The 26,235-nt window shown below is 61.8% G+C and carries 29 protein-coding genes and 1 pseudogene; 12 read left to right on the forward strand and 18 right to left on the reverse strand.

Annotated features, from left to right (window positions below):
• The first annotated feature begins 8 nt into the window (after window positions 1-8).
• Window positions 9-2,087 carry a 2Fe-2S iron-sulfur cluster-binding protein gene (locus tag CIW50_RS08880; RefSeq protein ID WP_149530893.1) on the forward strand — a complete coding sequence of 693 codons (2,079 nt, stop codon included), beginning with the start codon at window positions 9-11 and terminating at the stop codon, window positions 2,085-2,087.
• 59 nt (window positions 2,088-2,146) lie between these two features.
• Here CIW50_RS08880 and CIW50_RS08885 read toward each other — a convergent pair whose 3' ends face one another.
• The 12 genes from CIW50_RS08885 to CIW50_RS08935 all read right to left on the reverse strand — a co-directional run bounded on the left by CIW50_RS08885 (window position 2,147) and on the right by CIW50_RS08935 (window position 11,527).
• Window positions 2,147-3,526: a hypothetical protein gene (locus tag CIW50_RS08885; protein WP_149530894.1), complete on the reverse strand. Its 1,380-nt coding sequence runs from the start codon at window positions 3,524-3,526 to the stop codon at window positions 2,147-2,149.
• Window positions 3,527-3,625: 99 nt separating this feature from the next.
• Window positions 3,626-4,099, reverse strand: a complete 474-nt coding sequence (locus CIW50_RS08890) for an RT0821/Lpp0805 family surface protein (protein WP_149530895.1) — start codon at window positions 4,097-4,099, stop codon at window positions 3,626-3,628.
• Window positions 4,100-4,195: 96 nt separating this feature from the next.
• Window positions 4,196-5,572, reverse strand: a complete 1,377-nt coding sequence (locus CIW50_RS08895; protein WP_149530896.1) for an ATP-binding protein — start codon at window positions 5,570-5,572, stop codon at window positions 4,196-4,198.
• Window positions 5,573-5,594: 22 nt separating this feature from the next.
• Complete coding sequence (locus CIW50_RS08900) at window positions 5,595-6,260, reverse strand: response regulator transcription factor (RefSeq protein WP_149530897.1); 666 nt, start codon at window positions 6,258-6,260, stop codon at window positions 5,595-5,597.
• A 76-nt stretch (window positions 6,261-6,336) separates the two neighbouring features.
• Window positions 6,337-6,810, reverse strand: coding sequence for a hypothetical protein (locus CIW50_RS29495; RefSeq protein WP_149530898.1), 474 nt, complete (start codon window positions 6,808-6,810; stop codon window positions 6,337-6,339).
• Window positions 6,794-7,501 carry a hypothetical protein gene (locus tag CIW50_RS08910; RefSeq protein WP_149530899.1) on the reverse strand — a complete coding sequence of 236 codons (708 nt, stop codon included), beginning with the start codon at window positions 7,499-7,501 and terminating at the stop codon, window positions 6,794-6,796. The genes CIW50_RS29495 and CIW50_RS08910 overlap by 17 nt, the downstream gene beginning before the upstream one ends.
• A 74-nt stretch (window positions 7,502-7,575) precedes the next feature.
• Complete coding sequence (locus tag CIW50_RS29000) at window positions 7,576-7,728, reverse strand: hypothetical protein (protein ID WP_172980274.1); 153 nt, start codon at window positions 7,726-7,728, stop codon at window positions 7,576-7,578.
• Between the two features lie 273 nt (window positions 7,729-8,001).
• Window positions 8,002-8,310 carry a DUF3551 domain-containing protein gene (locus tag CIW50_RS08915; protein WP_149530900.1) on the reverse strand — a complete coding sequence of 103 codons (309 nt, stop codon included), beginning with the start codon at window positions 8,308-8,310 and terminating at the stop codon, window positions 8,002-8,004.
• Window positions 8,311-8,339: 29 nt separating this feature from the next.
• The gene (locus CIW50_RS08920; RefSeq protein WP_149530901.1) at window positions 8,340-8,705 is read right to left on the reverse strand and encodes a DUF3551 domain-containing protein; all 366 of its coding nucleotides are present in this window, start codon (window positions 8,703-8,705) and stop codon (window positions 8,340-8,342) included.
• An 84-nt stretch (window positions 8,706-8,789) separates the two neighbouring features.
• On the reverse strand, window positions 8,790-8,954 hold the full coding sequence (locus tag CIW50_RS08925) for a Flp family type IVb pilin (protein ID WP_093759013.1): 165 nt from the start codon (window positions 8,952-8,954) through the stop codon (window positions 8,790-8,792).
• A 250-nt stretch (window positions 8,955-9,204) separates the two neighbouring features.
• On the reverse strand, window positions 9,205-10,818 hold the full coding sequence (locus CIW50_RS08930; RefSeq protein ID WP_149530902.1) for an MDR family MFS transporter: 1,614 nt from the start codon (window positions 10,816-10,818) through the stop codon (window positions 9,205-9,207).
• 196 nt (window positions 10,819-11,014) lie between these two features.
• Complete coding sequence (locus CIW50_RS08935) at window positions 11,015-11,527, reverse strand: YcgN family cysteine cluster protein (RefSeq protein WP_149530903.1); 513 nt, start codon at window positions 11,525-11,527, stop codon at window positions 11,015-11,017.
• 290 nt (window positions 11,528-11,817) lie between these two features.
• On the opposite strand from CIW50_RS08935, the gene CIW50_RS08940 reads away from it, so the two are divergent.
• From CIW50_RS08940 to CIW50_RS08950, 3 genes are read left to right on the forward strand one after another with little or no spacing between them, the layout of a single operon-like run.
• Entirely contained in the window at window positions 11,818-14,106 is a 2,289-nt protein-coding gene (locus tag CIW50_RS08940) for a transglycosylase domain-containing protein (RefSeq protein ID WP_149530904.1), read from the forward strand.
• 24 nt (window positions 14,107-14,130) lie between these two features.
• Window positions 14,131-14,709, forward strand: coding sequence for a DUF1214 domain-containing protein (locus tag CIW50_RS08945; RefSeq protein WP_149530905.1), 579 nt, complete (start codon window positions 14,131-14,133; stop codon window positions 14,707-14,709).
• Complete coding sequence (locus CIW50_RS08950) at window positions 14,706-15,284, forward strand: DUF1254 domain-containing protein (RefSeq protein ID WP_149530906.1); 579 nt, start codon at window positions 14,706-14,708, stop codon at window positions 15,282-15,284. The genes CIW50_RS08945 and CIW50_RS08950 overlap by 4 nt, the downstream gene beginning before the upstream one ends.
• A gap of 87 nt (window positions 15,285-15,371) precedes the next feature.
• Here CIW50_RS08950 and CIW50_RS08955 read toward each other — a convergent pair whose 3' ends face one another.
• Window positions 15,372-16,277, reverse strand: a complete 906-nt coding sequence (locus CIW50_RS08955; protein ID WP_149530907.1) for a LysR family transcriptional regulator — start codon at window positions 16,275-16,277, stop codon at window positions 15,372-15,374.
• Window positions 16,278-16,401: 124 nt separating this feature from the next.
• On the opposite strand from CIW50_RS08955, the gene CIW50_RS08960 reads away from it, so the two are divergent.
• The 3 genes and pseudogenes from CIW50_RS08960 to CIW50_RS29810 form a co-directional block, all read left to right on the forward strand.
• A complete protein-coding gene (locus tag CIW50_RS08960) occupies window positions 16,402-16,824 on the forward strand; it encodes a DoxX family protein (RefSeq protein WP_149530908.1) in 423 nt (140 codons plus the stop codon).
• A gap of 43 nt (window positions 16,825-16,867) precedes the next feature.
• Window positions 16,868-17,740 carry an NmrA family NAD(P)-binding protein gene (locus CIW50_RS08965; RefSeq protein WP_149530909.1) on the forward strand — a complete coding sequence of 291 codons (873 nt, stop codon included), beginning with the start codon at window positions 16,868-16,870 and terminating at the stop codon, window positions 17,738-17,740.
• Window positions 17,741-17,878: 138 nt separating this feature from the next.
• Window positions 17,879-17,995, forward strand: a pseudogene (locus CIW50_RS29810) (DUF1254 domain-containing protein); the annotation flags it as partial.
• Window positions 17,996-18,092: 97 nt separating this feature from the next.
• Here the strand turns inward: CIW50_RS29810 and CIW50_RS08975 are convergent.
• Complete coding sequence (locus CIW50_RS08975) at window positions 18,093-19,226, reverse strand: helix-turn-helix transcriptional regulator (protein WP_149530910.1); 1,134 nt, start codon at window positions 19,224-19,226, stop codon at window positions 18,093-18,095.
• A 241-nt stretch (window positions 19,227-19,467) separates the two neighbouring features.
• Between CIW50_RS08975 and CIW50_RS08980 the strand changes: the two genes are divergently transcribed.
• Together CIW50_RS08980 and olsE are read left to right on the forward strand one after the other, a co-directional pair.
• A complete protein-coding gene (locus tag CIW50_RS08980) occupies window positions 19,468-20,280 on the forward strand; it encodes an outer membrane protein (RefSeq protein WP_149530911.1) in 813 nt (270 codons plus the stop codon).
• A 186-nt stretch (window positions 20,281-20,466) separates the two neighbouring features.
• Window positions 20,467-21,456, forward strand: coding sequence for an ornithine lipid hydroxylase OlsE (gene olsE, locus CIW50_RS08985; RefSeq protein WP_149530912.1), 990 nt, complete (start codon window positions 20,467-20,469; stop codon window positions 21,454-21,456).
• Between the two features lie 18 nt (window positions 21,457-21,474).
• Here the strand turns inward: olsE and CIW50_RS08990 are convergent, their stop codons facing one another.
• The 3 genes from CIW50_RS08990 to CIW50_RS09000 form a co-directional block, all read right to left on the reverse strand.
• The gene (locus CIW50_RS08990) at window positions 21,475-22,221 is read right to left on the reverse strand and encodes a hypothetical protein (RefSeq protein WP_149531565.1); all 747 of its coding nucleotides are present in this window, start codon (window positions 22,219-22,221) and stop codon (window positions 21,475-21,477) included.
• A gap of 61 nt (window positions 22,222-22,282) precedes the next feature.
• Entirely contained in the window at window positions 22,283-22,489 is a 207-nt protein-coding gene (locus CIW50_RS08995; RefSeq protein ID WP_149530913.1) for a hypothetical protein, read from the reverse strand.
• 75 nt (window positions 22,490-22,564) lie between these two features.
• Complete coding sequence (locus CIW50_RS09000; protein ID WP_149530914.1) at window positions 22,565-22,762, reverse strand: hypothetical protein; 198 nt, start codon at window positions 22,760-22,762, stop codon at window positions 22,565-22,567.
• An 83-nt stretch (window positions 22,763-22,845) separates the two neighbouring features.
• On the opposite strand from CIW50_RS09000, the gene CIW50_RS09005 reads away from it, so the two are divergent.
• The 3 genes from CIW50_RS09005 to CIW50_RS09020 all read left to right on the forward strand — a co-directional run bounded on the left by CIW50_RS09005 (window position 22,846) and on the right by CIW50_RS09020 (window position 25,748).
• The gene (locus CIW50_RS09005) at window positions 22,846-23,643 is read left to right on the forward strand and encodes a class I SAM-dependent methyltransferase (RefSeq protein WP_172980275.1); all 798 of its coding nucleotides are present in this window, start codon (window positions 22,846-22,848) and stop codon (window positions 23,641-23,643) included.
• A 107-nt stretch (window positions 23,644-23,750) separates the two neighbouring features.
• Window positions 23,751-24,728, forward strand: coding sequence for a DUF2336 domain-containing protein (locus CIW50_RS09010; protein WP_246664198.1), 978 nt, complete (start codon window positions 23,751-23,753; stop codon window positions 24,726-24,728).
• Window positions 24,729-25,004: 276 nt separating this feature from the next.
• Entirely contained in the window at window positions 25,005-25,748 is a 744-nt protein-coding gene (locus CIW50_RS09020) for a class I SAM-dependent methyltransferase (protein ID WP_149530916.1), read from the forward strand.
• A gap of 136 nt (window positions 25,749-25,884) precedes the next feature.
• On the opposite strand, the gene CIW50_RS09025 is transcribed toward CIW50_RS09020, so the two are convergent.
• Window positions 25,885-26,229: a DUF1491 family protein gene (locus tag CIW50_RS09025; RefSeq protein ID WP_149530917.1), complete on the reverse strand. Its 345-nt coding sequence runs from the start codon at window positions 26,227-26,229 to the stop codon at window positions 25,885-25,887.
• Window positions 26,230-26,235: the final 6 nt, after the last annotated feature.

Genomic DNA, 26,235 nt, shown 5'->3' on the forward strand with positions numbered 1-26,235 from the left:
GTGGACTTATGACCGATGTCATGTCGCTATCGAAACTGGACATCTGGCACGCCGGCGAGAAGGCGATCCAGGAAAAGGTAGGCGTTTCGGCTCACATGGATGAGCTCGGCAGGCGTATCGTGCGCGACTACATGCCGACGCAACACCGGGATTTCTACGCCCAGATTCCGTTCATCGCGCTCGGCAGCGTCGACGGCGCAGGTGACGCATGGGCCACATTTATCACCGGCAAGCCCGGCTTCGTCTCATCGCCAACCGCGCAATCGCTCGATATCGATGTCGTCAGGGAGCCAAGCGATCCCGCCAGCGAAGGTATGCACGAGGGCGATGCAATCGGCCTGCTCGGCATCGAACTTCACACGCGCAGACGCAATCGCGTCAACGGCATCATCGGGCTGTCGGACAATGACGCCATTCATTTTGATGTCGACCAAAGTTTCGGCAATTGCCCGCGCTACATCCAGCTCCGCGATTGTGAGTTCGTCCGCGATCCACGCGAACTATTTACGGGAATTATCGAAGAGGAAGCTGAAATCGACGCAACGGCACGCCGCATGATCGAAGCCGCCGACATGTTCTTTGTCGCGTCCTATGTCGAGCGAGAATCCCGTCGACAGGTCGACGTCTCGAGCCGCGGCGGCAATCCCGGTTTCGTGCGCGTTGCCGACGATGGCACGCTCACAATCCCGGATTTCGCGGGCAATCTGTTCTTCGCCACGCTGGGCAACATCCTCATCAACGGCAAAGCCGGACTCTTGTTTGTCGATTTCAAAACCGGCGACGTGCTGCAGATGACCGGTGACGCCCGGGTCATACTGGACTCCCCGGAGATCGCCGCCTTCCAGGGCGCCGAGCGCCTTTGGCGGTTCAACGCACGGCGTGTCGTTCTTCGGCGCGGTGCCCTGCCCCTGCGCTGGGCGTTCCGGCCGGACGGATGGGCTCCGAGCACACTCATGACAGGCAGTTGGGAGCAGGCAGCCGGTCGTCTGCAGGCTGCAGAACTTGCGACCAAATGGCGGCCGTTCAAGGTCATCGACATCGTCGATGAGAGCGCAACGGTCAGGTCGTTCCATCTGGAGCCGGCCGACGGCACCGGCCTCCTGCCTCATCGCGCCGGGCAATATCTCCCGATCAGACTGCCCATTGACGGAGCGGAGAAGACCGCCATCCGAACCTATACGCTGTCGGTCGCGCCTTCGGATCACGTCTATCGCATCAGCGTCAAACGCGACGGACTGGTGTCGCAGCGGCTACACGACGGCATCAATATTGGCGACGTGATCGAAGCAAGGGGGCCCGCCGGTGAATTCACCATCGATGCCACTGAGGCGCGGCCAGCGGTGCTGCTGGCGGGCGGCATCGGCATCACGCCGGTGCTCGCGATGCTGCGGCATGTGATTTACGAAGGGCTGCGGACGCTCAAGGTTCGACCAACCGTGCTTTTTCAGGCAGCCCGTTCGAAGAACGAGCGCCCCTTCGGCAACGAATTGGATGAACTTGCGGCCTCCGCTGGAGACGCAGTCCGGGTCATCCGAGTTCTCGGCGACATCACGGATGCCGAAGAAGGCCCCGACTACGATGCTGCGGGGCGTATCGACATGGCCCTGCTGTCACGGTTCATGCCGATTGGCGACTACGATTACTATCTCTGCGGACCTTCCGGATTCATGCAGTCGATCTATGACGGTCTTCGTGCACTAAATGTCGCTGACAACTGTATCCACGCAGAGGCATTCGGCCCCGCATCACTGGTACGAACCGTCGACAGCCCAGCGACAACAGCACCGGCGCGCCGGCTACCGTCGTCGATATCGGTACATGTGGTGTTCGGGGAGTCTGCGAAGGAAGCGCGCTGGACGCCTGAGTCGGGATCGTTGCTCGACCTCGCGGAATCGCGTGGCCTGAGTCCAGATTTCGGTTGTCGTGAGGGGCATTGCGGCACCTGCCGAACGAAGCTTCTGGCGGGAGCGGTGACCTACGTCAAAGAACCAGCCGCTGCGGTGGCCGACGATGAAGTGCTGATCTGCTGTGCCGTTCCGGCCGCAAAGAACGGCAGCGAAACCAATCGCATTCAATTGGCGCTCTGATCTCGAGATGAGGCGATGCGGATGTCACATCGCCGACGAGGCATTTCGCATCGCCTGGCCTAGCCGGCCCGCTTCGGCTTGCGCTCGACCACGACCATTGCCTGTTCGGCGGCGCGGCTCATCAGCGAGGCGTATTCCTGACCGAACAGCACCTGGCAGAAGCGGATCGCGGCCTTGGCCTGCATCTGCCGGTAGCTACGGACGCGGGCATCGCCGGCGCGGAGCGACTGCACCAGCGCCTCTGTGGATTTCTCGACATATTGCTGCAGGTCGGAATAGGTCCGCAGCGTCACCTCGTTGATGGCGAGTTCGCTGGCATAGGTCCGGCACACCGCGACGAAATTGATCAGCGCCACAGTCTCCTCGACCTCGGCGAAATCGATACTCGCCGTCGCGGCAATATCCTTGTCTGGACGCTGGCGCAGCAGACGCCGCACCCTGCCCGGCACGCTCTCGATCTCCGACTGCAGCGTTGAGGAAATCTCCACCCGGATCGCCGCCATCTGGCGCCCCCAGGTGGAGTCATTGCGCATATCGAGTTCGGTGCGCAGGCCGCGCACGCCGTCATGGGCGACCTTGAGGTGCTCGGGAGCGGTGTCGAACTTGCCGCGCCTGATATCGGAGCGCAGTTCGGCCGCAACGCGATTGAGATCAGCCAGCGCCATGGTCACGGCGACGCCATAGGGCGTGGCGGCGACGCGGATCTCATCGTCGGAGGCAGCGATCTTCACCGCCAGACGAATAATCTGCCACGGCGCCGCCAGCCGCTGCATCACCAGCGACAGCGCAAAAGGCAGCACCTGCGGCGTGGTTAGCGTCGGCACGTTCAGCGCGCTGTTCACCGAGGTGATCTGGCTGTCGCCGAAGCTGCGGAGCACGCTCGGCAGTTTGCCGGCAAAACTGTCGAGTTGCTCACGTACCTTCAGCACCGCGCCGATCGACGGCAGGTCCTCGACAGCATGGGTCGGCCCGATGCGGGCCGCTCCGCGATTGCCCGACGTGGCAGCGGTAATGGCGGCTGCTGCCGCCTGCTGGAATTTCTTGACGGCACGTTCGATGTCCGATGCGCTCGGCTCGGGCGATGCGGAGACTGCCGCCTCGAACTCGTGCACAGCGTCCGCGGCGTCCCGTTCCAGCCACTGCCAGATCGGCAGCAGCGAGGCGCGCCGGATCTGGCCGGGACGAACATTGCCCACACCTTCGACAAGGAAGGGCTCGAGCGATTTGAATACCAGCCGGGTGGGATCCTCGACGCGCGGGCGCACGGCATTCTCGTGGCCGCGCACGACACCGCGCAGCTGGTCGAGCACGAAGTTGGCGACCCTGACGTCCTCGCCGCGCTCGATCGAGCGCTCATACTCGCGCATCAGCAGCATCTGCGACTGCTCAGGCAGTTGCGCAAGATACTCCCGCAAGCGATCGATCGAGGTTTTGTTCATACAGCCTGAGAATTCCGTGCTTTCCGGTTGTCCTACAACCGAAAACCGCCACCGGTTTTTTTAGCAGGCGCCCCGTTAAGAAGGCGTTGAGGAACGGGATCAGGCGGCCGCCGCCCAAGCGCCTTCAGGACTGCGGCAAGCGGTACCGCGGGCGGTCTTGAGGTCACCATTCACGGTGATCGTGTGGGAAAAGCCCCGGCACTCCCGGCCCTTCTGGTTGTAGGCCGGACCGGCGACGATGTTGCCATAGCGCCCCGACGTCGCGTTACGCCACGGTACCGGGGCGCCGGGCGCGCCGCGGTCAAGGGCGGTTATCTGGGCTTCATAGGCTAGCCGGCGATCCTCGTCATTGAGCTGGGCTCCGAGCTTGGTGCCGATCAGACCGCCAAGGGCGGCATTGGTCACGGCCGCCGCCGCATTCTCCTCGGACAGGCCAACGGCCGACTTGGTGCTGCTATAGGCCCGGGCCAACGTTCCGCCGCCCAGCGCCATGCCACCATCCGACGCGGTCAGGTCACAACCACCCAGCGCCAGCGCGACAGCGGCAACACAGAGGGCGGGGAACCTGAACATGGACTTTGAACCTCGAACGCAACGGGGAACAGAAAACGTCAAAGACCTTACGAACGGGATAATTCGGGCGACAACGGGGCGCAACAAGGCCGGAACTCAGACACCCGGCAGCACCAGTTCAGCCCGCAGCCCGCCGATCGGCGCCTTGCCGAGCGTCAGGCTACCGCCATAGAGCGCCGCCAGATCAACCACGATGGAGAGACCGAGGCCGGAGCCCGGCTTGGTCTCATCGAGGCGTTGGCCGCGGCGGGCGACCTGGGCACGTTCGGTGTCCGACAGTCCGCGCCCGTCGTCATCGACAACGAGCCGCAGCTTCGACGCCGGATCGGTTCCTCCGGTGCGTTCGACCCTGACGCTGATGGTGACGTGGGAGTCCGCCCATTTGCAGGCATTGTCGACGAGATTGCCGGCCATCTCCTCGAGATCCTGCTTCTCACCGCGGAATTTCGCCGATGCGTCGGCGTCGAGATCGATGCTGATGCCGCGGTTGCGATGGATCTTCTCCATGGTCCGGCACAAGGCCTCCAGCGTCGGCGCGACATCGGTGACGGTGCCGACGATGGTGACGCGCGCGGCGATCCGCGCACGCTCGAGATGATGCGTCACCTGATCGCGCATCACGTCGGCCTGCTCCAGTACCTTGGTTGCGAGGGGATCGACGCCCCGGCTGTTCGCCTCGTTGACGAGAACGGACAGCGGCGTCTTGATCGCGTGCGCAAGGTTGCCGACATGGGTGCGCGCGCGCTCGACGATGGCGCGGTTGGCATCGAGCAGCGCATTCATCTCGCCCGCCAAAGGTGAGATCTCGACGGGGAATGTACCCTCCAACCGCTCGGCACGGCCGGAGCGGATATCGGCGATGGCACTCGACATGCGCTTCAGCGGTGCGAGGCCAAAACGGACCTGGAAGATCGTGGTGAGCACGAGCACGATCGACAGAGCAGCAAAGGTGCCGCCGAGATAGTAGTCGAAGGTCCGCGTTTCCTCGAAGATCTCCGTCGCATCGCCGGCGACGCTGACACGGTATTTGCCGTCAGCGCCGAGATCGACGGGGCGTTCCACCATGCGCAGGCGCTGGTCTTCGGGCCCATCCACATAGCCCTGCCGGATGCCCGACGCAGTCAGTTCGACGCCCTGATCCTCAAGCTTGGGCAGCTTCTTGTCCCACAGCGAGCGCGACGCCCGCATCTCGGTCTTCGCGCCTTCGGTGGGCGCGATTTCCCAGTACCAGCCGGACAGCGGCAGTTCGAACAGCGGTTCGCCGAGCGATGGCGCCTCGTGGTCCGGCGTGTCCGGCGGATTGGCGACTTCGGCCACCAGGGTGCGGAGATAGAGATTGAGGCGGCGATCGAAAGCGCGCTCGGTGGCTCCGCGATAGACCGAGGACAGAATGATGCCGGTGATCAGCAGGATCACCACCACCCAGGCCGTCGCCGACAGGAACAGCCGCGTTGCGAGCGAGCTGTTGCGCATTACCCTCTCATCCCCGGCACAATCACGTCTGTGGCGGCGTGAGCAAATAGCCGAGACCGCGCACGGTCTGGATGATGTCGATACCGAGCTTTTTGCGGATACGGCCGACGAACACTTCGATCGTGTTCGAGTCGCGATCGAAATCCTGGTCGTAGAGATGCTCGACCAGTTCGGTACGCGAGATCACCCGGCCGGTATGATGCATCAGATAGGACAGCAGCCGGTATTCGTGTGATGTCATCTTGATCGGATTGCCGGACACGCTGACGCGGCCGGTGCGGGTATCCAGCGATACCGGTCCACAAGTGAGTTCGGACTGGGCATGGCCGGTGGAGCGACGCAGCAGCGCGCGGATGCGGGCCAGCACCTCTTCGAGATGGAACGGTTTGGCGACATAGTCGTCGGCGCCGGCGTCGAAGCCCTGCACCTTGTCGCTCCAGCGGTCGCGCGCGGTGAGGATCAAGACCGGCATGATGCGGTTGTTGCGGCGCCAGGCTTCCAGCACCGAAATGCCGTCCATCTTCGGCAGGCCGATATCGAGCACCACGGCGTCATAGGGCTCGCTGTCGCCGAGGAAATGCCCCTCCTCGCCATCGAAGGCGCGATCGACGACATAGCCGGCATCGGTCAGCGCCGTGGTGAGCTGACGGTTGAGATCGGGATCATCTTCGACAACGAGCAGGCGCAAGTGACTTCTCCGCGTTCACAACCAGAATTGATGCCCGGGCGCGTGAACGCTTCATGAATGGCGGCAGCCGCCAACCTTACTTTTTCTTCACACCGTCTTTGACCAGAACCGCCTTGACCAGCTTCTCGACCATGCCGGGCGAATCCTGCCCGGTGAGTGCACTGACCTTTTCGCGGGTGCGGCCGCTGATATAGACGCCTAGCACGCCGAAACGGAACCCCCAATAGGTCACCAGCAGTGCGGTGGCATTGACCAGCGCATTGATGGTCTGGATATCGCCAGTCCAGAATTCGTGCATCAGTACACACCACAAGGCTGCGCATTCGACCGTCAATTCCCCGACCAGCGCGATGCGTCCGGCCTTCTCGGATGCAAGCGGTGCACGGCCCATTGCCTGTGCGCGCACCCACTCGGCGCCAGCGCGGGTCTTGCCTGCACCGCGGCCGCCGATCATCAGCCAGGTTAGCCACGGCGCACCATTCGCCGCCAGCACGGGCGGGAGCTGGTGCCGATGCGCGAAGACGTCCCAGCGTTCATTCAGGAACGTCATCTCGCCTGGCGTCAGCCCCGCCAGCAGAAAGTTGCGCTCCTCCTCGGAGGCGTTTTGCAAGACGCTCAGAAAGTCTTTGACGGAGTTCGTCGAGGTCTCGAGGGCGGTCGTCATGATCGGCAGACCCTTGCTCGTCGCCGACGCGCGCCTTCTTCAGTTCGGTCAACGTCCGCACCAATACAGAAAGCGTGCGGGCGCGCTGATCGGCTTCGCTACGCAGCGATTCATCCCCGCCTATGCGCCCGACGATCCTCTCGATCAGATCCATCTCGCGCTCGATAACCTTGGTGACGCGTTTGACCAGCGGCGCGCGCGAGCCGGGCTTCACTTTCTTGCCCAGGATTTTCTCGGCATCTGCAAGGACTTTAGAGAATTCCGCCTGGTCTTCCGTCTTTGCCGGCTTGAATTTCGGTCGGCCGGTTGCCGCGCATATCATCGTCGCAGCCATCGTCTTCCGCCTGGCCTCGACGCTGGCGCGCTTCTTTACAGCGATCAGGTCTTCGGCGGCGGGTTCATCGACATTCGTATTATCGATAGGCGTATCCGAAGACGTGGCATCCGACACCACGTCTTCGGCAGATGAATCCTCGTCGACCGGATCGGGCATCTCGCGTGCCGGGGTTTCCTCAGTAGTCACAACAGCGGCCCGCACCGGCTTTTTCGCCGGGCGGGCTATCGGTTTTCGGATCATGTTGGGAACTCGTTGCTGCTGTCAGTCAATAGTGCGGAACCGACCGAAATGGATCGGCCGATCGCCGCAGGCGATCAGGTCCTGAAGAAGACAAACCAGACCACGCCGAGGATCAGCACCGCGAGGCCGGTGCTCATCGCCAGAAGCGCAAGGATCGACGGGCCCGGTTCAGCCTGGCGTGCTTCTGTCGCGGATTCGACGATCTGCTCGTTTTGCTTGGTTGCCATGGTGCGCCCTCGTTTCGCTGGCTGTTGAATACCTTGCGGCATCACGCAGAAAACAACGCGAGATATGGATCGATGTTCCGATCCGATCAGGTTCGCTCAACACCGGCTGATGGAGGTCGATCCGATGCGCTTTCCCGGCGGCATCAGCTGCGAACCCAATTGTGGAGCATGCCGTAAAGCTACTTCGACAGCGCAACGCTGTCAAGGCTAAAAATCCTAGATAGTGAATTTAGTCGTTATATTGGAATTTTATCCGCGCAATCAACGCGCTGGCTATCGCAGCGGCTGTGACCACGCCGCTCCAGGCGCACCAGAAATCTTGCCGGGATAGTCGATATTGACCACGCAATTGCCGCGCAGATCGGCCGCAGCCTGCAGGCATTGCTGATAGTCGAAGAACCGGCAGATCTGCGGCACACTGCCCGGCCCGCGGGGACCGCCGGTCAACACGCAGAATGGCGGAATGCCGGAGCGGGCCGCGACCGATGGTCGCGCCTGTGCGAGATCCAGAGTCGGCAACGCGGCCGACGCGATTGCAATCGCAGCCAAGGCCCATACGAGCCCGCGAATCTTCAGCGTCATCGGTGCGTCCTTCACCAACCGGCGATCACTCAACGCGCGCGCTGGCGACCTTGTGGCGCCGGTTCCGTAGCAGCTCCGCCACGATACTCGACATTGCCCACGCAATTGCCGCGCGTACCGACTGCAGCATTGATGCATTGCTGGTAGTCAGAAAAGATGCAGTTGCTCACATAGGAGGATTCGCCGTTGGCGCCGCTCTGGGCGATGCAGTATTGCGCACCAGCCGCCGAGGCCGGCGTCGCTCCCGCGAGGACGAATGCAGCAAATCCCAAACCGGCGAATGCCGAAAGATTCAAACGCAAATTTAATGTCATGATGGTCATCCATACGAAAATGCGCAGGCTCAACGCCCGCGCATGATCATATAGGTAGCCGCACCGCGATCGATAGGACATTCACAACATCGCGTTCCGACAAGACAGCCACGTCTTTTGTCGATTGCGATGGCCACGCACCCGGCGCAGCCGGTTTTCACTGCCCTATTTCAGCGACGTATTCACGGCGGCATAGCGCCCGTTCAGCGTGGTGCCGAGACCCTGCACGGCGACGATGATCGCGAGGCTGATGCCGGCGGCGATCAGCGCATATTCGATGGCGGTGGCACCGGACTCATCGTCGATAAATTTTGAAATCAAACGCAACACCAAAATCTCCTCATACGGCCGCAGATTTCTTCTACGCCGTCCCCTGAAAACTGGGCTCAACCTAAGCGGCAGAGGTTGCAGGAAGGTTCACTAACAGGCTCAATTATGAATTAATCGTGCGGTAACTATGTGTGAACTCGGTGCATTATTACAGTTCTGCGCAGGGTGCACTAGCGCGTCGTAATCTGACGCCCGATGCCCAGCCTCAAGCTGGCGGGTTACGCTTCGCTAATCCGCCCTGCTCTAAAAACTACTCCGAAACCAGTGACGGCTTCGCCTTTGCCGGCCCTGCCAGCGGACGCTCTTCCATCAGCAGCAGGAACGCTGTCGAGAGCGCCAGCAGAGCTGCCGCGGCTTCGAACACGTAGCGGAAGGCGCTGACCATATCGCTGGCCGCGATCGGATGCGTGCTGGCGGCATGTTCGCCAGAGATCGAAATGTCCGTACCAAGCGCCATAAGGAGAATGGTGGTGAAAGCAGCAACGGTGAACGACGCCATCAGCGCGCGGAAGAAGTTCATCGCGCCGGTGGCGGTGCCAATCTGCGGTCGCGGCACGGCGTTCTGGATCGAGACGAGGCTGACGGGAAACACCGTACCAAGCCCGATGGAGAACAGACCGAGCATCGTCAGCAGCGCCCACAGCGGCAGCGGCGTCATCAGCGCCAGCAACAGGCCCATCAGCGCCGACATGGCGGTGCCGGCGATCGCCACGCGCTTGTAGTGTTTCGCCTTGGTCATCATGTGCCCGGCAAAGGCGGCGCCGCCGACCGACACCGCCGCGATGGGGATCAGCGCGACGCCGGCCTCGCCTGCCGTCAGGCCGTAGACCACTTCATAATACAGCGGCATATGCACGGTGAGCCCGAGCATCGCGCCCATCGCGCAGCCGCCGGCGGCCATCGCGAAAGGCACCACCGAGCCCGACATCAGCGGCAGTGGCAGGAACGGTTCATCGTGATGAATCGCATGCCAGATGAAGGCGAAAGCCATCACAGCCGCGGCGCCGATCATCGCGACGATGGTCGGCGATGCCCATGAGAATTTGGTGCCGCCCCATGTCAGCACCAGCATGAAGACGACGGCCGAGGCCATCAACAGCACGCCGCCGAGCCAGTCGACCTTGCGGCGGCGATGAAACACGGGAAGCTTCTTCATCTTCGGCAACAGTAGCGCCAGCGATCCCACACCGAGCGGGATGTTGATCCAGAAGATCATCGACCAGTGCAGATGTTCGGCGAACAATCCGCCGATGATCGGGCCGCCGATGCCGGCCGCCACCCACACGCCGCTGAAATAAGCCTGATACTGGCCGCGCTCACGCGGCGACACCACGTCGGAAATCACCACCTGCACGATGGGCAGAATGCCTCCGCCGCCGAGGCCCTGCAACGCGCGCGCAATAATGAGCACGATCATGTTCGGCGCCAGGGCGCACATGATCGAGCCGACCATGAACAGCGACATCGCGGTGATGATCATGGCGCGGCGGCCATAGATGTCGCTGAGCGTGCCGAACACCGGCGCCACCGCGGTCGATGCCAGTAGATAGGCGGTGATGACCCAGGACAGGTTGTTCACGTCGGCGAATTGCCGGCCGATCGTTGGCAGCGCGGTGGCAACGATGGTCTGGTCGAGCGCTGCCAGGAACATGGTCAGCAGCAGGCTCATCAGGATGGTGCGGACTTCGGCGGGGGTCAGCGGCGCCTTCACGACAGCAGGCGCGTCGCCGGGTTCGATCACTTCAGTGGGGATCCGCGACAGTTCCTGCGCGAACTCGTCCGACAGGAGCTCATCCGACCGGATTTCCTCGGGCAACATCTGATCATCGGCCGCTGACCGGCCCTGTCGTTCGATCTTGCTCATGCAACTTCGGATTCAAGGGATTTGGGAGATAACTCGGGAGGAGGTCGTTCGGCGCGCGGTTCCGCGCACAGACTCTCCTTGGAAGAAATCTATTCCCCTGCCCCGTGCAGCAACAGGTGTTTCCTTGCATGGGAGCGTCCCGCCGCGATCAGCCTGAGGTCGAGCGCGCGTGATCGGACGAGGCAAACCGGGGATCTTACGCCGGACGCTTCTTCAGCTTGGCCTTGCGCGGCAGCAGCGCCGGCCAGGTCACGATATGATTCTGCAGCTCGTCGTCGGAGATCGTGTCCTCGGTGCCCTCGACACGGCCACGCACCGAAACCCCGGCCTCGTGGACGGTGTCGGTGCTGCCCGAGATGAGCGGGTGCCACCAATAGAGATCGCGCCCCTCGGCTGCGAGCTTGTAGCCGCAGCTTGGCGGCAACCAGCTCAGCGTGCGGACATTATCGGGGGTCAGGCGCACGCAATCGGGAACATGGTCGGACCGGTTCGGATAATCCTTGCAGGCGCAGAGGCCAGCATCGAGCAATTTGCACGACACATGCGTGTAATAGATCTTGCCGGTATCCTCGTCTTCCAGCTTTTCCAGGCAGCAACGTCCGCAGCCGTCGCACAGGCTTTCCCACTCGGCGCCGGACATCTCTTCCAACGTCTTGGTTTTCCAGAACATTCCTGCTTGTGCGGAAGGACGCGGGGGACGCGCTGTCATGCTATTTGAATCGATCCAGTTTGGGGCGAACAGTCGTTCTAGGTGCAGCCGCATCACCTCTGCAAGCAACATCGTGTCGGCAGCCGCGCAAACAAGGGCAAAACCCGGAATCCCGTTAGTCCTGTCGAGCAAATTCCGAGCGATGCCATTGGTTTATCGGCTCCGCTCGGCTAGAACTTGGCGAGTCTTCCGGTGCCTCGCCGTGCCGCTGGATCGCCGTAATATGTCCGCAAGACATCCACACGCGTCGCAAGCCTGACGCAAGAATATCGCAACAACCAAGGGCCCCTGTGCCTCAGATCGTGCCATCCCGTTGGAAGACCAAGTTCCGGCATTTCATGCTGGATCTGGATGCGCGCATCGATTCCGGACTGTTCTCGTCCGGCCGCGGCACCCGCGAACTCTATGAGCGCTTCTCGACCTTCATGGACCGCTTCTATGTCGGCCGCTGGAAGCGCTGGGTCTTCATCGAGCCCCTGTCGGAAATGGCCACCATCGGCCTCGGCGGCCTGATCCTGATGCTGGCTTTGGCGCAGCCGGCGTTTCGCGAAACTGCCGATGAAGACTGGCTGAAGAAGTCGGACCTCGCGGTCACGTTCCTCGATCGCTACGGCAATCCGATCGGCAGCCGCGGTATCAAGCACAACGACTCCATTCCGTTGGAAGACTTCCCGGACAATCTGATCAAGGCCACCCTCGCCACCGAGGACCGCCGTTTCTACGATCACTTCGGCATCGATATCGCCGGCACCGCGCGCGCACTCGTCACCAATGCGCAGGCCGGCGGCGTGCGCCAGGGCGGCTCGTCCCTGACGCAGCAGCTCGCCAAGAACCTGTTCCTGTCGAATGAGCGCACCATCGAGCGCAAGGTCAACGAAGCGTTCCTGGCCATCTGGCTGGAAACCCGCCTCACCAAGAATGAAATTCTGAAGCTCTATCTCGACCGCGCCTACATGGGCGGCGGCACTTTTGGTGTCGACGGCGCCGCACATTTCTATTTCAACAAATCCGCGCGCGACGTGAACCTCGCGGAAGCCGCGATGCTCGCCGGCCTGTTCAAGGCGCCGACAAAATACGCGCCGCATATCAATCTGCCCGCGGCCCGCGCCCGCGCCAACGTGGTCCTCGACAACCTGGTCGATGCCGGCTTCATGACCGAAGGTCAGGTGTTCGGTGCGCGGCGCAATCCAGCGGTGGCCGTCGATCGCCGCCAGGAAATCTCGCCGAACTACTATCTCGACTGGGCCTTCGACGAGATGCGCAAGCTCGTCGATACATTCCCGAAATCCTATATCGAACGCGTCTTCGTGGTCCGCACTGCCATCGACATGAACGTGCAGCGCGCGGCCGAGGCCGCCGTCGAAAACCAGCTCCGCCAGTTCGGCCGCGACTATCATGCGACGCAGGCCGCCACGGTGGTGTCGGACCTCGAAGGCGGCGTCCGCGCCATGGTGGGTGGCCGCGACTATGGCGCAAGTCAGTTCAACCGCGCGGTGGACGCAATGCGTCAGCCCGGTTCATCGTTCAAGCCCTATGTCTATACGACGGCGCTGCTCAACGGTTACAAGCCGACCTCGATCATCCTCGACGGCCCGGTCTGTATCGGCAACTGGTGCCCGCAGAACTATGGCCACTCCTATTCCGGCAACGTCACGCTGACGCAGGCGATCACCCGTTCGATCAACGTCGTGCCGGTGAAGATCTCCATTGCGCTTGGCAAGGGCGCGCAGAACCCGGCCAAGGCCGGCCGGGCCAAGATCGTCGAGACCGCGCGTCGCTTCGGCATCAAGGCGCCGCTGCTCGACACACCGTCGTTGCCAATCGGTTCCGCCGAAGTGACCGTGCTCGAACACGCCGTTGCCTATGCCACATTCCCGAACAAGGGCCGATCATCGACACCGCATGCCGTGCTGGAAGTGCGCACCGGCGCCGGAGATCTCGTCTGGCGGTTCGACCGCGATGGTCCGAAACAGTTGCAGGCCGTCCCCGCTTCCATCGCCGCCGATATGGCCGGCATGATGAGTCACGTTGTCAGCGAGGGCACCGCGCGCCGCGCGGCGCTGGATGGCATTCCGACCGCAGGCAAGACCGGCACCACCAACGCGTATCGCGACGCCTGGTTCGTCGGCTATACCGGCAACTTCAGCTGCGCAGTCTGGTACGGCAATGACGACTACTCGCCGACCAACCGCATGACCGGCGGCTCGCTGCCGGCGCAGACATGGCACGACATCATGGTCGCAGCTCATCAGGGCATCGAGATCAAGGAAATTCCGGGTGTCGGCGCGGGTACCAAGAATCCTGCCGCAGCCGCCTCATCCGTCATGGCGGCCAACGCGCAGGACGCCAAGCCCGGCCCGCCGCCGGTGCTGACGCGCCGCGGCGCCGACGTCCTGCTGCGTGTCGAGAAGCTGCTCGACGACGCCGGCAAGACCGCCGGCCGCACATCATCCAACGAACCGTTGAAGCCCCGCGCCTCCTCCGCGCTGGCCTTCCCCGAGAGCTACGCGTCGGCGAATGATGCACCGGATGCCAAAACGACCACACCCGCAACCGCCCCCGCGTCACGCAAGAACTGAAGCTGCTATCATGACGGTGCGCACGTGCGGCTGATCTTCCTCACGCTCCTGGCGCTCGCGATCGCCACTGCTGTCGGTCTTGGTCTGACCTGGACTACAGCAACCCGCGGCACAGACCTTGGCACACTCACCATCGGTGCATGGACTGCCCGCCCACGCACCGGCACCAGCGAGATCGATCCCTATGCGCGTGCGTCCATTGCACGGTCGGGCGAATTGCCGATCGGCACGGGCGACGGCGTCACCTTCACGGCCACCACCGACGACAAGAAAAAGCCGCTGGATGGTCGCTGCGATATCGTCGTGTCAGGCGTGACACCGGCTGCGCGTTTCTGGACGCTCTCGCTCTATGACACCAAGGGCCGTCTGGTGCCCAACACATTGCAGCGCTACGGCTTCACCAGCCAGGAAGTGGTGCGCAATGCCGACGGTGCATTCGAGATCCACATCGCAGCGCGCTCGCGTGCGGGCAATTGGCTGCCGACCAGCGCGCTGGAACGCTATGTGTTGATGCTGCGGCTCTACGATACGCCGGTTGGCGTTGCCACCCGGACGCAGAAAGACGCACCGATGCCCACCATTGCCACGGTGAGCTGCCCATGATCCGGCTGCTGTTCGCAATCATTGGTGGCGTCGTGCTCGGCGGCATCGTGCATCTTGTCAGCGTGCTGGCGCTGCCCCGCATCGCGACGCAAGACGCCTATTCGCGCCTCGCCTCGGTGACGAAGGAAAATGCGGTGACAACACTGCCGCAGACCGAACCGGCCAATGCGCTGTTGCCATTCATGGACCCGGCCTTCGCCATGGCCGTCTGCCGCTACGATCTGGCCAAAGGACCGATCAAACTCACCGTTCCGGTCAGCCAATCCTATACATCGGTGTCGTTCTACACCCGCAGCGACGTCGCTTACTATGCGATCAATGACCGCTCCGCCGGCCGCCGCGTCATCGAGCTGGATCTGATGACCGAGGCGCAGCACGAAGCCCTGCCCGAGGAAGAGGACGTCACTTCCGCCGACCGCCTCATCATCGACTCGCCAACCTCAACCGGCCTGATCGTGCTGAAGGCGCTCGCCGCCGAGCCCGGCCTGATGGCGCAGGCGCAGGCGTCACTGGCCGCATCGAACTGCCGCGTGCAGACCGATCCGCCGGCAGCGCCGGTGAAGGGCAAGCGATAGTTTCACTGTTACCGACGACACAGGGCGATCGATATCAGATAACTTCGGAATGTTGATTTCGAGGGCCGGGCGAAGATGTTCGTCTCGCTATTCCAGATACGGCGTCAGCACATCTTCGATCCATTTCATGAATACGCGGACTCGGCGCGACAGATTGCTCCGATGTGCTACGACGAGGGACACGGGGAGCGCCCGGCGACGAAAATCGGGTATGATCTCCACAAGCGCTCCACTCTCCAAGTATCGGCCAATTCCCAAGAGAGGCGCCTGAATCAGGCCAAGGCCGGCGAGGGCAGCGGCTTCGTAGGTCTGTGCGCTGTTGACGTGTAGCGCACCAGGCAACTGAAGCGTCGCGTAGCTGTCGCCGTCCGGGTATTCCCATCCATAGGGTCTTGCGCCCAGCATCGTCGAAAAATGAATTGTCCGATGTTCCTGACGCTGGAAATCTTCTAGCGATCGAGGGACGCCATAGCGCGCCAGATAGGCGGGACTGGCAGCATTGACCATGCGCAACTTGCCCAGCGGGCGAGCAATCAGCGTCTCGTCCCCGATGGGTCCAAGCCGCAATACACAGTCGAACCCTTCTTGAACCAGATCAACTTGCCGATCCGTACTCGACACCTCCAGCTCCAACTCGGGGTGAGTCGCCATGAATACCGGCAAGGCCGGCACGATCGTTGAGCGCGCCACCTCGGTCGGGAGATCGACCCGTAAACGCCCGCGAAGTGCTACGCGATCGCTTGCGAACATCGAGTGCAGGTCATCGACTTCAGCAAGCAGATCGCGGGCACGCGCATGAAATGCGCGTCCGTCTTCCGTCAACTGCACACTGCGCGTCGTCCGGTGCAGGAGTCTGACACCGAGATATTCTTCCAGCTTCCGGACCGCTGTTGAGGCCCTTCCCTTCTGGATGCCCAGGCTATCGGCTGCGCGGGTGAAGCTCCCCATTTCCGCGACCGTTATGAAAATGAGGATGGGTTCGAGATTCTGCATTTTCGTGCCTCGGTATTGGTCACCACAGAGAGAACAGTGCGTTCGCTTTGTCGGTGTTTATCATGTTCAAGAGGCACAATACGGTAAGCCTCGAAATTGGGTGACCCCATCGGAGAACGACAAAGTGTCCCAAGCCATGAACCTGCATCACATGCCTGAAGCGATGACCTCGCATCGCAGTCTGTGGGCCGGCCGGATAATGAGCGCGATTGTCGTTATCGCTCTGGTGGCAGACGGCACTATTCAGCTTTTCGCGCCGGCACAGATCGCAAGCATGTTGCAGGAAACCGGGTTCGCGATGGACCTGACCCGTATCGTGGGTCCGATCATACTCGCCTGCGCCATCCTTTACGCCATTCCGGCTACCTCCGTACTCGGCGCGATCCTGGTGACGGGCTTTCTGGGAGGTGCCATCTGCGCCCATGTCCGCATCGGTGAGTTGGGGTCGCCGTCGGAAATCATTTCACTGCTTCTGGGCGCGATGACATGGGGCGGCCTGTATCTGCGCGATCCCCGTATCCGGGCCATTCTGCCGCTCATCCATTGAACCAACAGGGCAGTGCTCTGTCCCATAAATCAGGAGAAAATGCATGTTTCTAGTAATGGGAATCACGGGAAAAGTTGGCGGCGCAGCAGCAAAACATCTGTTGGCGCACGGCAAGGAAATACGCGCGCTCGTCCGCGATCGCGAGAAAGCGGCTGACTGGGCGAACCAGGGCGTGGAACTGGTAGACGGCGATTGGAATGATTCGGCAGCCATCGAGCAAGCGCTCAAAGGCGTCGAAGGCGCGTTTGTCATGTTGCCGGCTGTCTGGGCGCCCTCGCCCGATTACAAAGAAGCAAAGGGCGTGATTGCAAACTATGTCGAGGCACTCACCAAGGCAGCGCCGCCGCGCGTGGTTGCGCTTTCGTCGATGGGCGCGAACAGAACCAGCGGGCTCGGGATGATCACGGCCTTATCGCTCCTGGAGCAAGGTTTTCGCGACCTGACGTCCCCAATCGCATTTGTGCGCGCAGGCGGATTTTTCGAAAACTTCCTCTACGGCTTGCAAGTCGCCCAGGGCGGAACGCTACCGGTCTACTACAATCCGACAAACCGGAAATCGACCATGGTCGCGACGAACGACATCGGCGCGGAGGTCGCAACCCTTTTGAGCGGGCCAGCCTGGTCAGGGCAGCGCATCGTCGAGCTTGGTTCGATGGTCAGCGCGGATGAAGTCGCCAAGCAATTGGGTGAAGTTCTGAAGCTCGACGTGAAAGCCTTTGCAGTCCCGCGTGCAGGGTGGACGGAAGCGTTCGAGCAATTCGGCATCCCGAAGGGCCACACCGGACCTGCCGAAGAAATGTTTGAGGCCGTGAACGCGGGATGGATGGACCTCGGAGCCGAGGATACGGAGCACCTAGCGGGTACGACGTCCGCACGCGACGTATTCGAGGCTGCACAGAACGCCGCCAAGGCGTAAGTCCGGGACGGATCAGGCATGAGACGGAGGCTGCCCGCTTCTGCTCAAGCGTTCCTCAACGCCGCTTCCGTCATGATCCTGCTCCGCAGATTGGTTTCGCTCGGGCGCCGCGCGCCTACGCTCGACCGATCCAACACGCTGAAAGCCCTCGCCGCCGAGCCCGGCCTGATTACGCAGGCGCAGGCATCGCTCGCCGCCTCGAATTGTCGGGTGCAGACCGATCCGCCGGCCGCGCCGGTGAAGGGCAAGCGATAGCGCGAGCGCCATCGTAGGATGGCTAGAGTGCAGCGAAACCCATCAATCCCAAGCACCGTCGTGATGGGTTTTGCGAAGACGCTCTACCCATCCTACGTTATGTGATTGCCAGCGGTGTGCCGATATCCGCAACGAGCTTCACGAGATCGGCCTGCCGCGAGCTGCCGGTCTTGGCGTAGATCCGGTTGAGATGCGTCTTCAGCGTATTCTCCGAGATCCCGAGCAAAGTAGCAGTCTGGGACGGGTTGAACCCTTTCCCGGCGCTCACGAGCACGCGTGCTTCGGCGGGCGTGAGCTCAAACAGCGTCGTCAGCACAGCTTCCGGCAATGGTGAGGCCGACGTCGTCGTCGAGACGAAGATGGCGGCGCAGGCGGGACGAAAAGCGGCGCGCGCCGTACCAGCGGTCAAAGGCAGGACATAGGCGACCGCGGGAGGTTGCCCTGCCGCCGACACCGGCAAGCCAATGCCTTTGGCGCCGAGTGAGAGGTCCGAGGCAGCACTTGCGATCGCCTGCAACAATGCATCGCCCATCACTGCGTTCTGTGCCTGAATGGTTCGCCCCTGACGCAGGATCGGACCATCAGTTGCGAACATGCGTTCGGCACTTGCATTGGCATGGAGTACCGATCCGGCCGCGTCGGTCAATACAACGGGCACTGCGAGGTTCTCGAGTGATTCACGAAACAACTGCGCCGTCACGCGCACGTCATCGAGCAGGTCGCTGATCATCGCGGCCCTGCGCAAATGTGGAGATAGCAAGGTCAGAAACCGTTGATCCGCGGCCGACACGGCGGGCCTGTCCGCCCAGGTGGTGCAACCTAGTAGACCGATGCGATCCGGCGTGTGAACAAATTTGATGATACTTCCTTCGCGCAGTCCTTGCGGGCCGGCCCAATTCCGGAAGAACGCAGTCTGCTGCAGCTCATTTTCAGGCATCAACGAGAGTGTCGATACCGGCGTATCGACATCGCCGACCACGGCTGCCTTCAGGCCCGGAATATCGTCAAAACTGTAGTCCTGCAGTGCCCGCATGCGCTCGGCATCCCAAGGGGACTGGGCAGCAAACCGGCCGTGATTGTCCGACGTGCCTGCGAGAGCGATCGTGGTGTAGGCCGCATCCATGGTCTGCGTGATGCGGGTGAGAACACGCGACCATCCCTCGGGATTTAGAACGCAGTCGTAGATATCTCCGATGATGGAAGAGAGTACGTCATTGTCGACAGCGTCCATGAATATTCCAAACCCGTGATTGCGCGTGCCCTCGTGTGGCACGACGAAGTCGAAGTCAATTTCCGGACGCGCATACGCGGCATATTTTACCACATCATACTTCGGGGTGACGACAGCCAATCTCGCGACGCGTAGCTGTGGCGATGGCGACTCCGAACCGTTCGGAAGGCGCAGATGAGGGACTTGCCGCCCGAAGACGCTGCAGGTCTGAAAGTAACGTCTCGAACTACGGGAGAGCCTGATGTCGAAATCTGCTCAATTGGCCTGCGTGATGGGGTGCGTGTTGTTGGCGTCAACGCCCGTGCTAGCTGCGGACAATCTCGCTCAACCGCATTACAAGGCTCCCCTCGTTGCGTCAGCTCCATGGAGCTGGACTGGGTTTTATGTTGGTGCCCATGCCGGATATGGCTGGAACGATGCGCAGGTTTCGCTGGTCCCCGGCCCGACCTGGGGAGCCGTCGGTGGGCAATGGCTGATCGACAACGGCAGCCCTGCCCTACAGACCTCCGGTGCGCTGGGCGGCCTCCAGGCCGGCTACAACTTTCAGACCGCCAACTGGGTGTGGGGCGTCGAGGCAGACTTCTCGTTCGCAGACATCAAAGGAGGCCGAAGCACCGGTTCATTGACCCCGCCTCCGGCCGCGGCGTTGGCAGACCGCTCATTCACTGAGCATGACAACGTGAAATGGGTTTCAACATTCCGCGGGCGGCTGGGCTACGCCGTCCAGCAAGACCTGCTGGTCTACGCAACCGGTGGCCTCGCAGTTGGACGTCACGATTTCTCGCAAGCCGTCGTTCGATCCGTGGGTTTCAGCTTCAATGATATCCGCAACTCCATAAGCGAGACCAAAGTCGGCTGGGCGGCAGGCGCCGGCCTCGAATATGCGCTATCGCGCAACTGGTCGGTCAAAGGAGAGTATCTGTATATCGACCTGGGCAAGGTCGGTACGACCGGGGACAGCAACACGGCGCCCGGTTTTGGCCTCACCATCAACAGTTCGAGCCAGGCTACACTGCACACTGCGCGCGCGGGGCTGAATTATAAATTCGACTAGGACCAATCGACATTCAGGATTCCCGAGCGGCGATCCTGGGGCTCAGCCCTGAGACTGCGGCGACCGTGACGTTTTTCCGCATAGAAAACGTCTAGGGAGCCCTCTGGCGTAATCTGCCTGCAATCTGCCGCGGCGAAGCTCCGTGTCATCGTCGCTCTGCGAATCGGCGGGATAACGGGGCTTGCCATGCAGAACCACCGGAATGCGTCCGACGCGTCGGGCACCGCCGTCGGCCATTTCCTGTCCGCCGTCTGGTGGCCGCTGCTGTATTTCGGGGCACTGCTCGGTGCCGGCATGGCCTTCGCCAGCGATGCGCCGCTGTTCGGGTTCAATATCGTCTATGCCGCGCTGTTTCTCGCCATCGTCGCCCTCGAACGGCTGATGCCACATCGTGAGGAATGGCTGCAGCATGATGGCGAAACACTGAATGACATCGGACATACGCTGCTGACCAAGGGCACTGCGCAACTGGCTGTCGCGGCCACTGCGATCTTTCCCATGGCCGTCGCCACCTTCGCACGAACGGGCGATCACGCCTCGCATCTGTGGCCGACACAGTGGCCGCTGATCGCGCAGGTCGTGCTCGCGCTGGTGATTGCCGAATTCGGCCTCTACTGGTCGCACCGGATCGCCCATGAAAACCTGTTGTTCTGGCGCTTTCATGCGCTTCATCACAGCGTGGTCCGGCTCTGGGTGGTGAATACCGGACGCTTTCACGTGATCGACTCGCTGATCAAGATGGCGCTCAGCCAGGCGCCGCTCTACCTGCTCGACGCGCCGCTCCCTGTCTTCCTGTGGGTCGGCGCGGTGACGGCCATCACCGGGCTGCTCACCCATTGCAATGTGGAGACGCGCACGGCGCTGTTCGATCCGATCTTTGCGACGCCAAAGCTGCATCGCTGGCATCATTCGAAGGCGCTCAAGGAAGGCAACAGCAATTACTGCGAGAACATCATGGTGTGGGACCATGTGTTCGGCACCTATCTCAATCCTGCCAAGGCGTCGCCGGACCGCCTCGGCATCAGCGGCAAGGTTGCACCGGGGTTTCTGGGACAGATCGTGCAGCCGTTTTCGCGCAAAGGCGCGCGGCAGATTCTTGGCCGCCAGACCGTGCCGGATGATCAGGTGAAGCCAGTGGAAAAGTCCGACGCCGTCGCGCGGACCAGCGAAGCGTAATCCGCCCTACACTTCCAGCTATCCGCCGACCTGGAGCACCTTGCCGGGGCGAACCGGCGTGAGGCTGCCAGCCATAGCCGTGGTCTGCGCCGCCAACTCGCCGATCAGCATATCGGCGCCGGACGCCATACCATCGGGGGCGTGGATCACCATGCGTTCCAGCGCCCACTTGTAGGACGACACCCGCCGCTGCAGGCATTGCTCGACCCACTGCACGATCAGCGCGTTCTCATCCATGCGCGCGATGGCGTCAGCGCGCTCCTTCGGCTCCAACCCTGAAACGAGTTTCAAACTGGCATTGCGCTTGCGATCGAGCTCGACGACCTTGGCCGCCGTCGCATAAAACGCTTCGAAACGCAGGATGTCGTCGCGCGCGTCGTCCATCAGCACGCTGTACCGCGACGTATGCGAGCGATGCGGCTCGTCGATCAGCAGCCGGCCATAGGCCGTGCGATCGTAGATGACGTTCTGCCGCCAGGGTGATGCGATCGGCTTGTAGTCGCCGAACACACTCTTCCACAAAGGCCGCGAATGCGGCGGCTCGATCAGTGGATAAGCGAGATCGCGCATCTGGCGTTCGAGATCAGTGAGCTGGAACTCCGACGACTTCAGGCCGACGCTGCCGGTCGCCTCGACACCGATCCAGCGATGCATGTCATCGGTCACCGCATTATTGCGGGTACGGCCGAAATCTCCGCCGGCGCAGCCACCGAGCGTGCTGCCGATCAAGGTTGCAAGTATGAAGGACGGCGCAAGAAACGACATCTTGCGCCGAAGCCGTATCCGGTCCGGATGGGATATCGCCGACATGGTGCTGGATCCTGAATCAGGAACGCGCGCGGCGCTTGCGGCGGCGTCCCGGCGCAGTGCCCTCTTCCGGGCCGCTGCCGCCATTGCTGTCGTCGATCTGACGCTCGATTCGGATCACCGGGAGGATCAGGATTTCTGCGGAGGTTTCGCGGGGAGATGGCGCCATATTCACGCCCAGCCGTCGCGCTGCCGCATCCGCCGGGAACTTGATGATGGTGCTCATTATCCAGTCTCTCCGCGCCGCTTCGCCCGTTTTGCCGACGCACCGTCATTAAGGACAGTCATGGTTAATGGCGTCTTAACGCCGCCATGCCGCCATATGCTGGCCGCCTTGAGGAACATGATTGGGCGTCGCAGCATTGACCAAAAATGGAATGACATAGGGGCGTATTTTTTTCATGAGCGACGTTGTTGGAACCCTGATGGAATGCTCCCGTTCCACGGACTGGAAATTCCGCATGCGCTGCCCGCGCTGCGGCTCGTCGATCTCCGACATTCAGACCAAACCGTCCTGCGTGAACTATAACTGCGACTACAGCGCCGCCGGATTCCCGGTTGTCGATGGGCAGCCGGTGCTCATTGACTTCGAGTCCAGCGTGTTCGACCGCCGGCCTGTATCATCGCGACAACGGCTCGGTGATGCCGCGGGATGTCACTGGCCAATCGATCGGTACGTGCCTGCATCGTTTCACGTTTGGTGAAAATCCTGTCGCGGCTAAAAATTGCAAGAAATTCCTCGACCTTCTCAAGCAGCAGACTGCAAGACCCGTCGTGCTCGTTGTCGGCGGCGGCACCGTCGGCTCCGGCGCGGACTACCTCTACGACGATCCGGATATCGAACTGGTCGGAACCGACGTGTTCTCCACCGACAACACCGCACTGGTCGCCGACGCGCACAAACTGCCATTCGAGGATGCGACCTTTGACGGCGTCTGGATTCAGGCCGTGCTCGAACATGTGCTGGAACCGGCCACGGTCGCGACCGAAATCCATCGTGTCTTGCGCAAGAACGGCATCGTTTATGCGGAGACGCCGTTCATGCAGCAGGTGCACGAACGCGCCTATGACTTCTCCCGCTTCACGCAAAGCGGTCATCGCTGGCTGTTCAGGAAATTCACCGAGATCGATGCGGGGGCCGTCAATGGCGCCGGTGTCGGCCTGCTCTGGTCGATCAGGTATTTCTCGCGCACGCTGGGCGCCGGTGACAAGCTCTCGCGCCTCCTCACCTTACCCTTCTTCTGGCTGCGCTACTTCGACCGCCTTGGCCGCTCACGCGCCCGCGCCGATGCCGCCGCCGGTGTCTACTTCATGGGCCGCCGGGCCGAACGGGCCATCAGGCCGCGGGACATGCCGCGCTACTACAACGCTCAGGTCTGAACCAAGTCGTCGGAATCAGATCTGCCTCGGCCAGCGGCCCATGGTTAAACACATATTAATGCGTCAGCGATAAATTGAGGCAAAGTTCCTCAGTTAGCGTATCGCCCATGGTTGCCTCTCCTCCAATGTTTCCGGGTTTCGACGGATTGCTGACGCTGTCGCGTCGCGAGGGCGTGGATGTCCGGCCGACATTGCTGCGCGTGCTGACAGACCTTTATGTGCAGGCGCCTACCCATACGATCGATGAAGAGAAACAGTTCGTCGAACTCACCGCGCGCCTGATCGATCAGGTCGACGATGCCACCCGCGCCGCGGTGCGCGCCCGGCTGTCGATCTATCCGAACACCCCGCGCGCGATCCTCAACCGGCTCAACCTGCGCCCGACCGAACCCGGCCAATCGGTGCCGCTCGCGCAGTCCATTTCCGCCGCCGAGTCTCCTGCGCCGACTGTGAAGCAGCCAAGCGAAGCGCAGATGCGTGTCGCCGCCAATATGGCCATGGCGCCGAAGGATGCGTCCGAGATCAGCACGCTGTTCTTTGCCGCGTCAAGCAGCGAGCGGGCGCAGATCCTGCATAACCTCGCCGAAACGCCGCTGCGATCATCGGCCCGGATCCCCGAAGCGCGCGCCGCTCGCGCGATGCATATCCTTGAGATGGCCGCCTTCGCCGAAGACCGCGACAACTTTGCGCGCGAGCTGAGCGAAGCCCTGCTACTGCCCAATGGGATCGCCGAGCAAGTCGTCAACGATCCCGGCGGCGAGCCCCTCGCCTGCTGCGCCAAGGCTCTTGGCATGCCGAGCGACATCTTCCAGCGCGTGCTGTTGTTCCTCAACCCGGAATTCGGCACCTCGGTCACCAACGTCTACCGGATCGCGCGCATGTATGACGTGTTCAGCGAACGCTCGGCACTGATCATGGTGGCCGCCTGGCGCGGCGCGCATATGGCAGCAACCCGCGCCAAGTTCCGCCCCACACTCCATGACGATGAGCGCCACCGCGCGCGGCCGAGCACCCAACAGGCACGGCCAAGCGTCCAGCCTGGCGTGGACATCACGCGCGTGACGCGGAATTCATCGGGGCGCTAGGGCGAGGACTCATAAGTCCTGTATCCAGAGACCGATCGAAGCAAGCTTGATAAAGGCAACGCAATTGGCGGCGAGCGTGCCATCACGGGTGGCACGAGGTCGGCATTGTTTGATCTTGTTGAAGACCCGCTCGACCGTTTTCTAGACTGCGTCGCTTGAGACGGCAGCGTACCCACCAGACAATTTCGCGGCGCATTCCGCTCTCATTCGAATACACGAAGACCCCGCCTACGCACGCGGTTAGCGTCTTCCGTTTGGTTCACGGGACGCATCCTTATGCTCGACGGAAACACGTACAGCGAGAGCTATCGCGCCAGCCACCAGTCATCAGATATCGTTGTCGATTATGTCAACACCTTCGAGGTGGGCTATTGCGCGGCCTTGTGGCGGAAAGTCGAACAGCCCCTGCTCGAGAGCATTCTGCGGCCGCTCGGAGGGCCGGAGCGAACGAGCCTCGATTTCGCGTGTGGAACCGGGCGCATTGCCAAGGTCGCAGCCTTGTTTTTCGGCTCGGTTGTCGGAGTCGACGTGTCAGAAGCCATGCTACTAGCGGCTTTGGTGCCAGACAACGTGACGCTGCTATGCACCGACATCACGATTGTCCCTCTCCAACAGACATTTGACGTCGCCACCGCGTTTCGGTTTTTCCTGAATGCAGAGGATGCGCTTAGGCGCGACGCATTGCAGGCGATCTATCGGCACCTCCGCAAGGGCGGCGTGTTGGTGTGCAACATCCAACTGAATGCAACGTCGCCAATCGGGTTGGTCAGTCGTATCCTGAACCGAGTATATCCGAAAAGACCTCGAAACACCCTGACTTTGGATCAATTTTCGCAAGTGCTGACGGATGAGGGATTTGAGGTAACTGAGAGCATATATTACGGCTATCTCCCGCGGCCGGGCCGTTTCCTTCCGCGCCTCTGTGAAGTGCTGATCAAACCATTCGAAAAGGTATGCCGGGCCCTCAAGGTCCCGGGATTTTTCGCAGAGAATTTTCTCGTCGTGTCGCGAAAGGCGTAGGCCGTAAGCGGGTCCAGATTCCGTCCGTTGTCGGCACTTTTGCGATGTGGCAAGGGGCGGTCGACATCCCCGTTAAACTTGGGAGCGGACACCGTTGTCTTCGTCCGCGCAAAATCTCCGTTTAGGAGTTCCCGGTCTAGCCCTTCGCCAGCTCCAGAAAATGCCGTCCGGCCTTGTCCTCGGTCTCGACAATCCAGACGTCGGGATCGAACGAGATTTCCTTCTGCAGGCGTTCCTCGATCTTGCGTTCTTCGACGGGCTGCGGCGGCGAGGCTGCGAAGACGCGATCAACCGGGCGACTTTCGTCATAGGCGCTCTGCGGTGCCGGCGTGTAAAGCATCGCGGTGCCATCCAACAGCGCGACCTTCACGAACACTGCGCCCGCCTCCTCTGCACCACGACGGCGCACCGCGCCGAACACGCCTTCGGTCTGGCAGCGGCGCAGATAGGCGGCCACCCAAATAGCTGACTTCAATCTCATGGAATC

The organism is Tardiphaga sp. P9-11, assembly GCF_008329525.1.
Classification (GTDB): domain Bacteria; phylum Pseudomonadota; class Alphaproteobacteria; order Rhizobiales; family Xanthobacteraceae; genus Tardiphaga.

Coding starts and splice junctions, on each gene's coding strand:
- CIW50_RS08880 (WP_149530893.1), top strand. CDS start 9: ATGACCGATGTCATGTCGCTATCGAAACTGGACATCTGGCACGCCGGC.
- CIW50_RS08885 (WP_149530894.1), bottom strand. CDS start 3,526: ATGAACAAAACCTCGATCGATCGCTTGCGGGAGTATCTTGCGCAACTG.
- CIW50_RS08890 (WP_149530895.1), bottom strand. CDS start 4,099: ATGTTCAGGTTCCCCGCCCTCTGTGTTGCCGCTGTCGCGCTGGCGCTG.
- CIW50_RS08895 (WP_149530896.1), bottom strand. CDS start 5,572: ATGCGCAACAGCTCGCTCGCAACGCGGCTGTTCCTGTCGGCGACGGCC.
- CIW50_RS29495 (WP_149530898.1), bottom strand. CDS start 6,810: ATGACGTTCCTGAATGAACGCTGGGACGTCTTCGCGCATCGGCACCAG.
- CIW50_RS08910 (WP_149530899.1), bottom strand. CDS start 7,501: ATGATCCGAAAACCGATAGCCCGCCCGGCGAAAAAGCCGGTGCGGGCC.
- CIW50_RS29000 (WP_172980274.1), bottom strand. CDS start 7,728: ATGGCAACCAAGCAAAACGAGCAGATCGTCGAATCCGCGACAGAAGCA.
- CIW50_RS08915 (WP_149530900.1), bottom strand. CDS start 8,310: ATGACGCTGAAGATTCGCGGGCTCGTATGGGCCTTGGCTGCGATTGCA.
- CIW50_RS08920 (WP_149530901.1), bottom strand. CDS start 8,705: ATGTCCTATCGATCGCGGTGCGGCTACCTATATGATCATGCGCGGGCG.
- CIW50_RS08930 (WP_149530902.1), bottom strand. CDS start 10,818: ATGAGCAAGATCGAACGACAGGGCCGGTCAGCGGCCGATGATCAGATG.
- CIW50_RS08935 (WP_149530903.1), bottom strand. CDS start 11,527: ATGACAGCGCGTCCCCCGCGTCCTTCCGCACAAGCAGGAATGTTCTGG.
- CIW50_RS08950 (WP_149530906.1), top strand. CDS start 14,706: ATGATCCGGCTGCTGTTCGCAATCATTGGTGGCGTCGTGCTCGGCGGC.
- CIW50_RS08955 (WP_149530907.1), bottom strand. CDS start 16,277: ATGCAGAATCTCGAACCCATCCTCATTTTCATAACGGTCGCGGAAATG.
- CIW50_RS08965 (WP_149530909.1), top strand. CDS start 16,868: ATGTTTCTAGTAATGGGAATCACGGGAAAAGTTGGCGGCGCAGCAGCA.
- CIW50_RS08975 (WP_149530910.1), bottom strand. CDS start 19,226: ATGGACGCTGTCGACAATGACGTACTCTCTTCCATCATCGGAGATATC.
- CIW50_RS08980 (WP_149530911.1), top strand. CDS start 19,468: ATGTCGAAATCTGCTCAATTGGCCTGCGTGATGGGGTGCGTGTTGTTG.
- olsE (WP_149530912.1), top strand. CDS start 20,467: ATGCAGAACCACCGGAATGCGTCCGACGCGTCGGGCACCGCCGTCGGC.
- CIW50_RS08990 (WP_149531565.1), bottom strand. CDS start 22,221: ATGTCGTTTCTTGCGCCGTCCTTCATACTTGCAACCTTGATCGGCAGC.
- CIW50_RS08995 (WP_149530913.1), bottom strand. CDS start 22,489: ATGAGCACCATCATCAAGTTCCCGGCGGATGCGGCAGCGCGACGGCTG.
- CIW50_RS09000 (WP_149530914.1), bottom strand. CDS start 22,762: ATGTCGGAGATCGACGAGCCGCAGCGCGGGCAGCGCATGCGGAATTTC.
- CIW50_RS09010 (WP_246664198.1), top strand. CDS start 23,751: ATGGTTGCCTCTCCTCCAATGTTTCCGGGTTTCGACGGATTGCTGACG.
- CIW50_RS09020 (WP_149530916.1), top strand. CDS start 25,005: ATGCTCGACGGAAACACGTACAGCGAGAGCTATCGCGCCAGCCACCAG.
- CIW50_RS09025 (WP_149530917.1), bottom strand. CDS start 26,229: ATGAGATTGAAGTCAGCTATTTGGGTGGCCGCCTATCTGCGCCGCTGC.